The organism is Proteus faecis, from assembly GCF_003144395.1.
Taxonomy (GTDB): domain Bacteria; phylum Pseudomonadota; class Gammaproteobacteria; order Enterobacterales; family Enterobacteriaceae; genus Proteus; species Proteus faecis.
The window spans coordinates 211771-226930 of the sequence record NZ_PENZ01000028.1 but is presented as its reverse complement, the minus strand read 5'-3'; the positions used below and the strand labels follow the sequence as shown (position 1 = coordinate 226930).

Here is a 15160-nt window from a genome sequence, read left to right as displayed (position 1 = left end):
AAAATGAGGTATTTATAATGGAAATTCGTCAGCCAATTCATAGTGAACATGCTAAAAGGCTTGATACAGAAGGACTTCGCAAGGAGTTCCTGATTGAAAACCTATTCTGTGAAGGGGAAATGAATCTCACTTATAGCCATATAGATCGCATTATTGTTGGCGGTATTGTTCCTACAACACAGCCTTTAGCGTTAATGGCAGGTAAAGCATTAGGCGTTGATTTCTTTTTAGAAAGACGTGAGTTAGGTGCCATTAATATTGGCGGTGCCGGCAAAGTGATCGTCGATGGTGAAGTGTTTGATATTGGTGCTCGTGAAGCGATTTATATCGGAATGGGCGCTAAAAGTGTTGAATTTACTAGTGACAGTGTAGAAACACCTGCGCGTTTTTATATGAATTGCGCGCCAGCCCATCATACTTATCCAACGCGAAAAATAACACAACAGCAAGCATCACCAGAAAAAATTGGTAGTGCAGAAAACTGTAATGTTCGTACTATTTATAAATTCTTACACCCTTCAGTTCTGCCAACATGCCAATTATCCATGGGGATGACGGTTCTTGAGCCCGGTAGCTTATGGAATACCATGCCTTGTCATACCCATGAGCGTCGTATGGAAGTGTATCTCTATTTTGATATGAAAGATGACAATGTGGTTTTTCATTATATGGGGGAACCAACGGAAACTCGTCATTTAGTTGTTCGTAATGAGCAAGCAGTGATAAGCCCTAGCTGGTCAATTCATTCTGGCGTGGGCTCTGCATCTTATACCTTTATTTGGGGAATGGTTGGTGAAAATCAGGTATTCCACGATATGGATCATGTGGCAATGAAAGATCTGAAATAACCACAAATAGTCATATTTTCTTTTTACCCTACATATAAAAAGGTGTGGCAGTAATTGCTACACCTTAGAGGTTTCGTCATGAATTTATTCGATTTAAATGGCAAAGTTGCCATTGTTACAGGTTGCAATACAGGTTTAGGACAAGGCATGGCGATCGGCTTAGCACAAGCGGGTGCCGATATCGTTGGAGTGGGTATTCAAGATGCGCCTGAAACTCGCCAACAAGTCGAGGCATTGGGGCGTCGTTTTCATTACATTACACAAAATTTAATGAAACAAGATGGATTACAAACGCTGGTGGATGAAGCCGTTTCTGTTATGGGGCGCATTGATATTTTAGTGAATAATGCTGGAATTATTCGTCGTGAAGATCTCTTGGAATTTGGTGAAAAAGATTGGGATGATGTGATTGATATTAATCAGAAAACACTGTTCTTTTTATCTCAAAAAGTCGCTCGCCAATTTGTGAAACAAGGTGAGGGTGGCAAGATAATTAATATTGCTTCTATGCTCTCTTATCAAGGTGGTATTCGTGTTCCTTCTTACACCGCAAGTAAATCTGCAGTAATGGGATTAACTCGCGCATTAGCGACTGAACTCGCTCAATATAATATCAATGTAAATGCGATTGCCCCGGGCTATATGGCAACAGATAACACTGCTGCTCTGCGTGCTGATGATGTTCGTAATGCAGCTATTGTAGAGCGAATTCCTGCGGGACGTTGGGGAACACCTGAAGATGTTGCTGGCCCTGCGATTTTTTTAGCTTCTAAAGCCAGTGATTATGTTAATGGATACACCATTGCGGTTGATGGTGGTTGGTTAGCTCGTTAATTTCATGGAGAGGTAGGATGGAATACGCTAATACAGAGACTTTGCAAAGAGAGTTTGTATTGCAAAACATGAAGCGAGTGTATCGTTATCAATCGGCTAATCAAGTTCGCAGTGTTCGCCGTCGCAGTGGTAAAACCCGTTTTATTAAAGATACTGATTGGGAACGTGGTGTTTTATGGAGTTGCGTAAGTGCCGCATGGCAAGCAACACAAGACGAAGAGTATCTTAATGGTGTATTAAATTACACATTGCATACAGGATTTAGAACGGGGCCTAATGCACGTTTTGCGGATGATCATGTTTGTGTACAAGCTTACCTTGCCGTAAGCCCACTTTTTGAACAATCTGAAATTCTTGAGTCAACCATTAAAGCATTCGACATTATGCTTGATGATCCTAAACCGGGTCGTGAAGATTGGTGGTGGTGTGATGCGCTTTTTATGGCACCTCCAGGATTTTCAGCATTAGCTGAAATCACCAATGAGCGACGTTATTTAGATTATATGCACACAGCTTATTGGGATGCGATTGACCATTTACGTGATCCTGAAACAGGGCTTATCTTCCGTGATTATCGCTATATTCCTGATAATCAAGGTAATGAATTGCGCGAAGCTAACGGTGAAAAAGTATTTTGGAGCCGTGGTATCGGTTGGGTTTTAGCTTCGATACCTCGTATCTTAAAATATATGCCGGATGATTATCATGGGCGTGAACGTTATATTGCACTGTTTAAAGAATTAGCGATATCCATCCTTGATTATCAACATGAAGATGGTTTTTGGCGAACCAGTTTACTCGATCCTAATAATTTTCCTGCACCAGAAAGTTCAGCAACAGCGCTATTTTGTTATGGGCTAGCATGGGGAATTAATCAGGGAATATTAGAGAAAGAGGTGTATTTTCCTGCATTAAATAGAGCATGGTCAGCATTACAAACCTGTATTCATGACAATGGCATGATAGGTTGGGTTCAACTTCCGGCATTTAACCCTCGTGAAGTGAAGTTCGAACATAATATGGATTATGGTGCTGGTGCTTATTTATTAGCAGGAAGTGAAGTTTTAAATCTTTTATAAAATTGCGAGCGCTTTGATATTGACGCTTTGTTTTTTTGCTCTTTATATGCCTTCCGCACAATATATTCCTATTTAGGATGCCGACCCTATTTGGGGTCGGCTTTTTTATGTTTAATATAATAAGAGGTAACGTGAATCTGTTACCTCTTATTTTAATTTTGAGTGCTTAGATAAACACGCAATAATTGAAAAAAGGAAACTGTGGTGGAAATTCCTCCCCCACAAGATTAATATAATATAAAAAATATATTAATCTGAATCATTAAATATCCATTAGTTGGTATGAATAAATAAAAAGTGTATTCTCTAATAATACGTTACTTGATATTATCATAGTGACGATCATTAGCCCGATTAAAGAATATTTCTTCATTTCCTCTTGCACTCCGATAAAAATGGAGGCAGAATCAAATTGTTAGGGTTTGAGTCCGCCTCGGTTAATATATAATATATTTTCCGGGGCTTTTCTCTTTCTGGCTTTGGCAAAATGCTTGAACCAGATTGATCCAAGCACCCGCGCAGAGCATAGCAAACTATTAAAATGAGACAACACATTTATTCTCAATAATAAACCATTCGATTTGTTTTTATTATTTTAAATAAATAATTGATTCGCTAACTGCGTGAGTAAATAAAATAAGAGGTAACATAAATCTGTTACCTCTTATTATAAATTAGGGTGCTTAGATTCAACCGTAATCACTTAATGAGAAAACTGTGGGGGATTGCTCCCCCACAAGGTTAGTGTTTATTACTGATAAACTTAACCTGAACATTTATATATTCACTATTAATGGTGAAATTCTCGATTGGATTATTATAGAATAAAGTTATCAGTAATACAGTGATATTTATACTAATAACAATCACACTAATCAGAGAATATTTGTTCATTTTCTTGACAGCTCCTTTATAAGGAGGCAGAATCAAGTTCTCAGGTTTGAGTCCGCCTCGGTTAATATATAATATATTTTCCGGGGCTTTTCTCTTTCTGGTATTTGGCAAAATGCTTGAACCAGATTGATCCAAGCACCCGCGCAGAGCATAGCAAACTATTAAAATGAGACAACACATTTATTCTCAATAATAAACCATTCGATTTGTTTTTATTATTTTAAATAAATAATTGATTCGTTAATTTTAGTTCTTAATAAAAGAAGAGTCTCGATATCAACATATCGAGACTCTTTAATTTAAAAGTTAGGGATACTACTTAACTAAATTAACAACTATTGGTGTTGCTTGTGTGGTTGTTGTCGTAATCAGCGTATTATTATTTTGATGTTTAATATTAATATCGGATTGAGATGTTGCTAATTTCCATATTCCTTTTATGGTGACAGTACTGCTTATTGGTTGAGATTCTGCCGTAAGCCAATTTCGGGAATAAACACTGACTTCAATTTGATTATCCTTATGATCAATTTGGTCTTTTTCTATACCTTGATATAAATTTAAATCAGGATTAACAATACTTAGTGTTAATTGTTGTTTCTGTATTTTAGCCATAACCATCGTTGGTGAGTCACTCGACAATAATAAAGCTTGAGGAGAATTAATTTCGGTAGCTTCAAAGAAAGCGTATCCCTCTTCTTGGGTTATTTTATCTTTTACAGCATGAAGTTGATTATTATGTTGCAATACCGTGTATTCAGGTGCTTTCTTATCCTGTGATTCGATCGCTATCGCATACTCATAAGTTGCATTACTCGGTGCATTACCATGAGATATCACAGCTGTTGCAAATAGTTGTTCTGTTGGTTTCGAATTTCTATCATCCAGAGAATGTTGTTTTTGATAACTAAATTCTACTGTTTGTCCTTTACTTAACTTATATAAATTGCCAGCAGGATCAATTAAGGTATCAGCATTATTTAAAGTTAATTGAGTACCTAATTGATTCACTTTTTTACCATTAATTATCACTGATTGTAATTTAGGAACAGCAAACTGGAATAGTGTCGTTTCTGTTGTATGTTGTTTATCATCATTTTCAATACCAGATCCTAACGCAATGACTCTATTATCAAATAAGAAATAGGATTTATTAGCCCTTAAGCTTTGTTGTTGATATTTACTGTGGCCATGTAATTTCATAGCAAACATACTGTTATTATTAAGTGTATTAGCACCAGAATAGCTTTCTGTTGAAAGTAACATTTCTTCAATACCAGCTGCAGGTAATTGATTAAGTTTTGCCTCAAGTTCGTGATAGGGAAGATGGATTGTTGTTGTTCCTGGGTATCGATTCCAATCCCATCCAGCATGGCTAAATCCTGATTGAGCTAAATCAGCAGGAATAATTTCCAATTGACCATACTGTAAATAACGTCCATAACGATTGTTATTTTCATAACTTTCATTACCAACAAGATAACGACTAAAACCGCGAGCAATCGCAAGCCAGCTTTGCTGTGGTGCTTGAATAGAGGTTCTACGTTGTATCGCCATTGAAGCATAGTTCATTGCCCATGCACCAGTGGGTTCATTTTCAGCGTTAATTCCTTCAAAACTCTCTTTGTGATCTAGTTTTGCATAGGCCGCAGCCAATGTCGCATCTACTTTTTGTTTTCCATCAGGTGTACCGGCTAATGCCATCCATTTAAATGGAGCAATTCCTATTTTATGTAATCCAGTAGGATGACGACCACTTAGTACCACAGGGATTTGTGTTTCTTTAGTGTAGATGCGCATTTTTAATAACACATCTTTTAAGCGTTCATGAGCAGCAGGTGAAAGCCGGAAAGGGGAGTCACTTAGCGCATAAACACTCGGTGCTAAACCACCAAATGCGTCTTTAGCGTAAGCAGGATAATGTTGTGAATGGTGAAAAATAGAACCATCAGGTTTGAAACCACCGGCAACACCTTTTGAACTTAGGATGGTTTTATTTAGCCAGTTTTGTAGTTGTGCTAAGGCTTGTTGGCGTTGTTGATAATCTGGCAACATCAGTAAGCTTTTTATCATCCACTGTAATTGAGTATTGAGAATATCGACATTTGCATCAACGATTTCATTATCTTTTTCAAAAATTCGCCCTGTGGCGTTGTACCACATCATGGCTTGTTGAGTAGGCGCTAAAAGGTTATTTTTTGCAAGAATATGACGACCAATAAACCATGCATCAAAAAGCTCTCTGGTTTGATATCCAACATGAGTAATAATTTGATAACCACTACCTCGTGCAAAACCTTGTTCAAGGACGTAACGAGTGCCTAATAAATAAAGCGCTTCTAATTTTTTTCTATCGGCTACTGATAAGGAGTTACTACGCAAGTAAATAGCAGTTTGAAGCAGCGTTTTACCTACATCTCTTAGCATATTGGCATCAAGTAACGCTTTTTTTGTCTCTTCACTAAATACACCTTCAACTTTCATAAAGTTTTGTCGGTTAGGATGATCGAGTGCTTTTCCTGTTATTGAACTATCCGCGTGTTGTGTTAATTCTAATTTTTCCCAGAGTGCTAAATTTTTATTAAGCATGTCTGAGGTGATTTTTTTATCAGCATTAATTCCCTGATAATATTCAAAACGCTGATAAATTGATGCCATTTCAGCTTGATCATCATGAAACTCAGTATTGAAATTTAGAGTTGGATAATGAGCTTTAAACATCTGATCATACATCAGTAAAGCACTCCAGTTTTTACTGACCATGGTGTTTACTGCATTATTGACATACGGTGTTTGATAGTCAGGAACGGCCCACCGATTGTCTAAAGGTACACTCATAATAATTTGATCAAAAAAGAGCGTTCCAGCCTGATCTGGAGCTGTTATCACTAATTGATCCAATTTCCCTGTTGCGGAACCTTGCATATCACGAAAAGGAACAGCAATACCTCGCCATCCTGTAAAATTAAGCTGAGTATCAAAGCTTAATGCTATTTTGTTATTTTGCTTAAATTGCAATGTTAATGGGGAAGTTTGAGGCTTTTCATTATAAATCCACATCATAAAAGTGAGAGGTGTCGCTGTGTTTTTATCATCTTGATAATTAACTACATTATTTAATATCAAGGTTGAGTTGGGTTGATATTGCCACTTGAGCGATTGTTCACCATCTTTAGCGTGCTGTTTACTCAGTGATAATAGGTTATTGTCTGAAGTGGTGAGGGTATTGGGCATTTCACTTTCAAAGAGATAAATATCACCGAAAGTTTCATTAGAAAGAGAGAGGGAGGCCTGTGTGGGTAATGATAAACATAAGCTTAATGCCATCGCATGTGCTAAAGGGTTTTTTATTAGCATAATCAGATTTCCTGCAAATAAAAAAGGAACGCAGATGCGTTCCTTTTAGTGATATCAAGAGAGAGGTGAAAGTTTGATTTCTTGTGGAATACCAAAGTAACTGGTAAATGTGAGTTCAGTGCTATTACCTGAAAGGTTATATTTTACTTTGCTATTTTTGTCAGTAGGTTGCCATTTTCCGTTGACGATGACATTGATAGTAACCGCCGTTGCTGCTTTTTGGCGTGTCATATTTAAATCAGGTGTAACAGCACTGATAGTGAGCGTATTTCCTTGGTGATGAGTCATCACAATCGCGGGTTTATCAACCTTTTTGATCCATTTATCATCAACAGAAGCCGATTGATAAAAAGCATATCCCGTTACATTGCTGAGTTTATCGTAAATAATATGAACATCTTTATCTTTACGAAGAACCTGATATAACCCATTATTTTCACGGAATTTCTCTGCCATCTCCCTCATTTTTTCAGGAGTCGCATCTAAAAAGACCATATACTCATAACTGGAATCTTTAGGTTGAGCGCTGTGATCAATCCACGCTGAACTGAAGTTTCCTTCCGTTGGCTGGCGATTTTTATTTTCAGCTGAAGTCTGGTGTTGGCGACTGACATTCACTTTTTCAGCTTGAGTAATTAAATAACCATTACTGTTGCTATCAATTAACCAATCACCTTGTTTAAGTGTTGCTTGATAAGGAAAAGCTTCAACTTTTTGCCCATTAATCCAAATAGCGTTTAATTCAGGTGTAATAGCATGCTGGAATAGGGTGGTTTCAACATTTTTATTTTTATCACTACTATTTATATTGCTACCAATAAAAATTAAGTGATTATCCGCCGCTAATATGCTCTTTTTCGCGGTGAAATTAGGATCAAAACGCTCAAGATTGGCTGGATAAAGAAGATCGAATGCCATCATGCCATATTTACCACCAAGGGCTGATGTTCCACTAAATCCACGCTCTCCACGTTGCATTAACGTATGAGGTTTAGGGCTGTCTAACTCTTTAAGAGGAAGATGAATAGTGGTAGCTCCAGGCATTCTATTCCAATCCCAACCTTCTTGTTGATAGCCTTGTGAAAGTTGCGAGCCATTACTGACTATCTGGGCTACACCATGGCTTTGATAACGGCCATAGCGGTTATCTTTGTTATAAATTTCAGATGACCAAACATTGGTGTTATAAGCTTTCAGTGTCACCATTTTATCTTGCCAGCGATGAATACCAAAAGCACCGCCATTAAAGGCATAGAAGCCTTGAGGCAAGGCTGCGGGAGCAATAGTTTCTCCAAAAATAGCACTCGATTCATTTTGTGTTTTATCACTAATTGCAAGATAAATAGATGCGAGTTTTTTATCAGGAGATGGTTTTGCAGACATTGCAAGCCAATAGTAGCCTTGAGCGATGGATTTTAACGAAGGTGAGTTAAAAGGGTGTCGCCCAGCAAGCGGTAATCCGACTTCAGGATTACTGTAAATCCATGCTGATACCATCGCTTTTTTCAGGTTATTCCAACCACTTTCACCAACAGCAAAGGGGGTGGCACGTAATAGATAAATAAGCTGAGAAGCATTTTTAAAGGCAGGGAAAGAATAACCCGGATAGTTACCTTCATGTCGCCACGCTGTACCATCGGGACGTAAACCATCTTTACCACCTGGAGGGACTTGAGTTAATGCACCAGTAATATAATGACTGAAGGTATTAACTAAGTTGATGCGTTTTTGATCATCAGGCTCTAACAGTAATAAAGCTAAGTGTTGACGCGATAAGGTGTTGAAATAGTCTAAATCTGAACTATCAGCCCCTACCTTCATATCAAAACTACTTTTAAATTCCCGTGAATACCACAGCAATGAATCATAAACTTGAGTTTGTAGATTTGCTTCTTTTAAGGCATCAGACATTAATAGCGTAGAAATATACCACCAACGAGAACTGTATCCCCAGTGATGGGTTGTGACTAATGCACTCCCTTTAACAAAGCCTTGATCTAATAAATGCTTTGTCATTAATAAGTACATCTGTTTTAACTGGGCTTTTTGTATCGGATCTTTTTCAAGAATGTAAGCACGGCTGATATTGAACATTAATGTTGTGTAGTTACCAAGAATGACATAATTATCAAAAAGCGATTTATCTTGATAATTAAGGTGTTCTGGCTGATAAATAATAGTTTGTTTATCCGTGATCAGATGTCGCCCTTGCATTCCTCCATCCGCTAAAGTGCGAATATTGAGTGCATCAAAATCACTTTTTAATTTACTAATATTTTCTTCTAGTGCGAGATTGGTCTCTTTTTCGCCGCCAACAAATTCATTAATCAGGCGCTGACGAATAAGATCAATCGCGGCTAAGTTTTCGGGCGTCACTGGCAACTGAGGTTGTACGTTATTAAATTGGATCTCAGGCTCTGATAAACGTGTTTTCACTTGATAATCAGACCATTGATAACGAGCATCATCGATAGAGAACATAATACGATCGATATAGATTTCACCTTGGCCTACATTAGATGGAGCTTTAAATCGGATACTATCAACATTAGCGCCTAAAGATCGACCAATACTGTCTTGAGTTCCATCAGAAGAGGTATTCATTGCATTTAAGAGCATCTCTCGATTTTCAAGATCGTTATTTAAAGAGATCCCAACAGCACGCCAACCAGTGAAATTCAATTTTACTTTAAAACCTGCTTGCGCTTCACTCGTTGACTTGAGTTTCTCTCCAAAGTCGATAGTGAGATAACCATCAATAGGTTTTTCGTTATAAAGCCAAAATGATAAAACGGGTGTAGATGCGCGTCCCCATGCTTTAGACGCTTCTTTATCTGTTGGTACAATGATTTTTTTATGCAAAGTAAAGCTACTTCCACCTTTCCATTTCCACAAAAGGGATTGGTTTCCCATAATGCTGCGCTTATCAGATAATGTCAGTGTTGAATTTTTATCTGATGAAAAGTCTGCTAATGGGTTACTTTGCGCAAAATGATAAATTTCTGATTGCATCAAATTTTTAGGATCGAATGCAGGATTGCTGGTAGCCGCAGTTGCATTATAAGGAGTTGATAATAGTCCTAATGTTATAGCGAGTGCAGTAAAACGAAATATCGGCATTACTTTTCTCCTTAGAAACGTTGGCTAAAGGTGAAGCCAATACGTCCTTCATTGAATTTGTCATAACGCTGATATCCCATTGTTGTACCTAAATTCAACGACTGGGTAATATCGAGATTAGCACCTAATTCAGCACTAATAATGTCACCACCAACACGATTGCCTTTAATATCAAAGGTACTTCCCCCTGTATTAAAATAGGTGAGGCTATGGCGTTGATTGATATTATTATCACCTGCAATATCTTTGAAATAACGCAGATTAAGAGAGGGGGTTAACTTTCCATAAGAGGTTTGATAACTATTCCATAAGGAAACTGAACCACCTAATTGATTAACAGCGTAACGTTGGCCATTAGTTCTCATGGATAATGCAGAACCTGTTTCTTCCCATGAATCAATATTGAGCCATTGATACTGGTAAGTCAGCATCGGTTTTATATGGATGAAATCAAAATCAAAATAGGTTCCAGCATTAATTTGATAACCTAATTGCACACCAGAATAATCACCGGTTGCTTTGGTATTTCCTTGCCATCCGGTATTGCCACCGATATCTCGCTCACTATCGACAGTGTAATAACCAATATTTAAATTACCGTTTAGGAATAATGTGTCACTATACCAACCGGTGTAAGGCATAAATTCAAAATGGTTAATTTCTTTACTTGCGTTACGTTGTTTCGCATCAGCCTTGGCGTAGTTATAAGCAAAAGAAACACCAATAAGTGCATCTTGATTGATTTCGTAATCAGTACCTATTTGAATACCTGTACGGTAAGTGTTGTAACCGTTAATACCGCCTTGATTACTTTGTGTGCCGTAACCGTACAGTATGTTAGCCCAACTATTCCAACCGGCTTCTCTCTCTTCAATCGGTAATTGATTATCATAGCGTAAATAGCGATGAGCAATATTATTGCGCATATCTTCAACCATGATTAATCCCGCTTGAATATCACTACCATCAGCGATAGGTGCTAAATCATTTGATAATGCAGCAATATTATTATCGTCATTTCCAGCCGCAACTAATAGACTCAGTGCTTCATCTGAAACTTGGCTACGTGTATTATTAAATTCATTTAAAACAGTCGGAATAACAAAATTAGCTGCTGCTAATCCATTGTCATTGACACCACCACGTTCAGCCGCACTAATAAAATTATTGCCACCTTCATAGCTAATACCATAACGCGCAACTAACTGATTGCCACTAACACCACCGCTAATATTAGGCGGTGTCGTTTCTAACCATGAATCTGTTTTTTCTAATAAAGGTGAAACATCGGGAGCAATAGCATTGGCGTCAGTAACTGTAATTCCTGCTTCATCTTTAATTGCTGAATTGGAAGATATGAGAATTATATCTTTATTTATAATGTTATCGACGCTAGTGCCTTTAAAATCCAATTTGGCTTGACTACCTTTTTTAAAGGTAACATCACCGTCAACATGAAGAATAGTTTCATCGGTATTGGTATTGTCATCAAGGCGGAAAATGAGCTGGCTATTTTCCTTATTCATGAAATTACCGTCCCAGTTAATCGTTCTGTCTTTTCCTTGGATAGTCAAGTTGCCGTGGTTTTCAATTAGCGGAACACCAGTAATTTTATATCCATCAAATAGAGCATTTTGAGCACCACCTTGATAAGCAAAATTTATTTTAGTATCAGCATGCCCATTTCCTAAAATATCACCGTGGATCTCACCATTTACATCACTTCTAAAACCTGTTTTCAGTGTACTAAAATCAATAGCTGCAGTTTTTCCTTGAATAATGGCACCGTCTCTTACATAAACACCAGTACCTCGTTTAGGAAAATCACCTTCAACCAATATGGCTGTGCCATTTTCACTGGTCACATTAGCACCATTCAAGTTGATATTACTGCTAAAAGAAGCCCCCTGATTTATCTTGATGGCACTTGCTCCATCACCAGTAACAGTAATATTTTTTGTAATTGCTTGAGCTTTGTACTCTGTTGATGAGCCATTAAAGACAATGCCATCACCTTGAGAAACCGTGATATCTTTATTTATTTGAACAGTATTACCATCATTAACATTAACTGTTTCACAGATATTTATAGTGGGATCACATTCTGCCGCCCATGCTGAACCATAAATAGCTGATAAAATAGCGGTGCTCAAAAATAACAATTTTTTATTTTTCACAATATAACTCCATGAACAATTATATGATTTTAATTATTAGAATGTTGCTCGGAATGAAACTTTGAAATAATCTTGAGTTGATTTGCTACCATCATTTTTATTTTCAACACGTTCATTATAATATTCCGTCATAACTCGCCATTGAGGAGATATTTGATAAGCCATTTGTAGGGTATAACGTGTCATATCTTTTTCGATATAAACGCCTTTATTTGTTCTATCTTCTATTTTTCCAAAAATAGATTTGCGCATTGAAGGAGAAACAATTAATCCTATTGGTGTTGTCCAGTTTACATACATACGTAATTGTTGATTATGGTTTGTTTCTTTTGTGTCGTACTCTTCATGTCGTATTGCTTGCTTGCCACCATCAAAATAAGCAACAGTTGTATTAATATTAGGCGTGACAAAATAACGTAGACCGGGTTCAATTTCCCAGCCTAAATAATCCGTGTTTGTGACACCATTACTACGTTTGTCTTCTTTCTTTTGTAATCCAAATAAAACGCTACCCGTTAAAACCCAGTCTTTATTAATCGGAAATTGGTAGTTGGTTTTTGATTCATAAAAATCAATCGTTAATCGGCTACCATTATCATAGTTAGTGAGATCTTGACGTACTTTTAAACCAGGTTGGATCCAACCATTATTTAATTTAAAACGATAACTACCTTGTAGATCATAGCGCTGATAACGATTTTTATTGTCATGTTCACGTTGACGAAAGCCAACATCGAAATACCAGTTAGATTTATCTGGATTAATATTAAAATCTACACGATAACCAGCATAGTTATTTGGTGTATCGTAATCTGCTGTTTCCCAAGAAAACATTGCGTTAACATTAGCTGCCTGAGAATGAAAAGAAGTTAAACCTAAGCCAAGAAGAGGTAAAAAAAGAGCAATACGAAATTTGTTCATGGTATATATCCAATTCTTTATTCGCTTTTATTGGTGTCAATTTTTAGGTGTAGGACATCTTTCCCTTTATTTAATTAAAAGGATTTTTTATATCAGCGAATTGGGTTTATATATAGCGCCATAAAATTATGGCGCAGATATTTTTATTATTTTTCTTTACATGTTGATATTGTTTTATTTAATTTGTTGGTTGTTGCCGTAATGAATTCTGTTGCGCGCCAAGAATCTCCTGTTTTTTCCAACCAAGGGGTTAATTCTTCTTTAATTAATCTCTCAATAAAAGGCATATTATCTTTGGCAATATTTTTCATTTGATATGGATCGTTCACATTGTCATATAAAGTATATTTTAATGGTTGTCCATCCTGTCTATCTATCACCAAAGTATGAGTTTTAGTTCTTACACCTCGTTTACCGAATGAAGGTTCACCATAAGGAATAAAAAGATAAAGTTGAGAGTTTGCTGTGTCGCCTTTGCCTGTGATTACTCTATCAGCAAGATCAGTACCTTCTACAGAATCAGGGATCCATTCAGATAAACCAAGTAGCCCTAAGATAGTTGGGTAAATATCAGGTGCCGACATTAATGCATCGTCAGAGCCTGGTTTAATTTTGCCCGGTAAACGAAACATCATAGGAACACGCATGGATTCTTCATAAGGATTATTTTTTGTTGCTTGTCCATTGGCACCTAAGCAACTGCCATGATCAGAGAAGAAAACGACGAGAGTATTATCTGCAAGACCTTGTTTCTCTAATTCATCGATGATGCGACCAAATTGCTCATCAACACCGTTGACCATTGCCATATATTCTTTGAAATATTGAGGCCCATAGTCTTCCTGATATTCAGTATCCCACTGTACATTAGGACGTGTGTTTAGTTCTTTTGATGTCTTATTTTGATAAACATCGAGGTATTTTTTCGGTACTTGATCATAAGGAGAATGAGGTGGGTTCATTGAAACCACTAATGCAAATGGTTTTGAATTATCTCTAAATTGATTGTTTTCATTTTTTAGGAACTTGATTGCCATATCAGCTTCATGCTCAGGTCCCCATTGATCAATGTAAATTGGCTTATTACGAGGAGTATCATTTGCCCAATACATTGGTTTCAAATGTAAATCATAAGTGCCATAAGAGTACCAAAAATCAAAACCATGGCGTCTATCTGGAGCTGCCCATTCATTCCAATAACGACCTTCCATTGGATTATTGTAACTTTCAATAAAAGGTTCATAAGGTGCGTCAAGGTGCCATTTACCGATATAGCCTGTGCTGTAATCAAGAGATTTTAAAACATCTGACCAACATTTTGCATAAGGCGATAAATCAATACCTACTTTGCCACCATAGTCATGCGCATTTCCTGTAATACCATTACGAACAGGGTATTGACCAGTCATAAACATGCCTCGAAATGGAGAACAAAGAGGGTAGTTTGAAGCCATTTGGGTCATTACTTTGGCTTGCTTCGCAAATTTATTCAAATTAGGTGTAATTGAAGGATCTTCCCCCATAAACTGTAATGCATGGGCGCGCATTTCATCAGGGAAAACAATTAATAAGTTAGGAGCATTCTCTGGTCGTGATCGCGTGTTAGCAGTCGAATTTCCTGAATTAGCAATAACAGGGGTAGAAACAGTCATTGCTGCACCGCTGGCTGCGAGTCCTTTGATAAAAGTTCTGCGGGAAACAGTCATTGCTTCCTCCTATTTTACGTTTACTTTCGAATTGGTGTCTTTTATCTTATTTATACTTTTATATAAGATCAAAAAGTAAGTTAACGAAAGTTCAATAATTGAAAGGGAGATCACAGAATGATGTCAAATTGTAAGCAATTTGACAGCTAAAATAGGAGTTTGAATATTGTTAAGAATAGATTAATTTTTTATTGTTTTATGTATTTTATTGATTTTTATTGATA

General features: G+C 37.0%; 8 protein-coding genes. 3 read left to right on the top strand and 5 right to left on the bottom strand.

The features are described from left to right. The first annotated feature begins 17 nt into the window (after positions 1-17). From kduI to DK858_RS08050, 3 genes are all read left to right on the top strand, one after another. Positions 18-848 (top strand): 5-dehydro-4-deoxy-D-glucuronate isomerase, encoded by an 831-nt coding sequence (kduI, locus tag DK858_RS08060; RefSeq protein ID WP_109396960.1) that lies wholly within the window; start codon positions 18-20, stop codon positions 846-848. 78 nt (positions 849-926) lie between these two features. Continuing rightward, positions 927-1682, top strand: coding sequence for a 2-dehydro-3-deoxy-D-gluconate 5-dehydrogenase KduD (gene kduD / locus DK858_RS08055; protein WP_109396959.1), 756 nt, complete (start codon positions 927-929; stop codon positions 1680-1682). A gap of 17 nt (positions 1683-1699) precedes the next feature. Beyond that, the gene (locus DK858_RS08050; RefSeq protein WP_109396958.1) at positions 1700-2761 is read left to right on the top strand and encodes a glycoside hydrolase family 88/105 protein; all 1062 of its coding nucleotides are present in this window, start codon (positions 1700-1702) and stop codon (positions 2759-2761) included. A 1209-nt stretch (positions 2762-3970) separates the two neighbouring features. Here the strand turns inward: DK858_RS08050 and DK858_RS08045 are convergent. The 5 genes from DK858_RS08045 to DK858_RS08025 form a co-directional block, all read right to left on the bottom strand. Further along, positions 3971-7012 (bottom strand): chondroitinase family polysaccharide lyase, encoded by a 3042-nt coding sequence (locus DK858_RS08045; RefSeq protein ID WP_109396957.1) that lies wholly within the window; start codon positions 7010-7012, stop codon positions 3971-3973. Positions 7013-7066: 54 nt separating this feature from the next. Beyond that, the gene (locus tag DK858_RS08040) at positions 7067-10132 is read right to left on the bottom strand and encodes a chondroitinase family polysaccharide lyase (protein ID WP_109396956.1); all 3066 of its coding nucleotides are present in this window, start codon (positions 10130-10132) and stop codon (positions 7067-7069) included. Between the two features lie 11 nt (positions 10133-10143). Continuing rightward, the gene (locus DK858_RS08035; RefSeq protein ID WP_109396955.1) at positions 10144-12309 is read right to left on the bottom strand and encodes an autotransporter family protein; all 2166 of its coding nucleotides are present in this window, start codon (positions 12307-12309) and stop codon (positions 10144-10146) included. A 36-nt stretch (positions 12310-12345) separates the two neighbouring features. Continuing rightward, positions 12346-13230, bottom strand: coding sequence for an OmpG porin family protein (locus DK858_RS08030; protein WP_109396954.1), 885 nt, complete (start codon positions 13228-13230; stop codon positions 12346-12348). Between the two features lie 146 nt (positions 13231-13376). Next, complete coding sequence (locus DK858_RS08025) at positions 13377-14936, bottom strand: sulfatase-like hydrolase/transferase (protein ID WP_109396953.1); 1560 nt, start codon at positions 14934-14936, stop codon at positions 13377-13379. Positions 14937-15160: the final 224 nt, after the last annotated feature.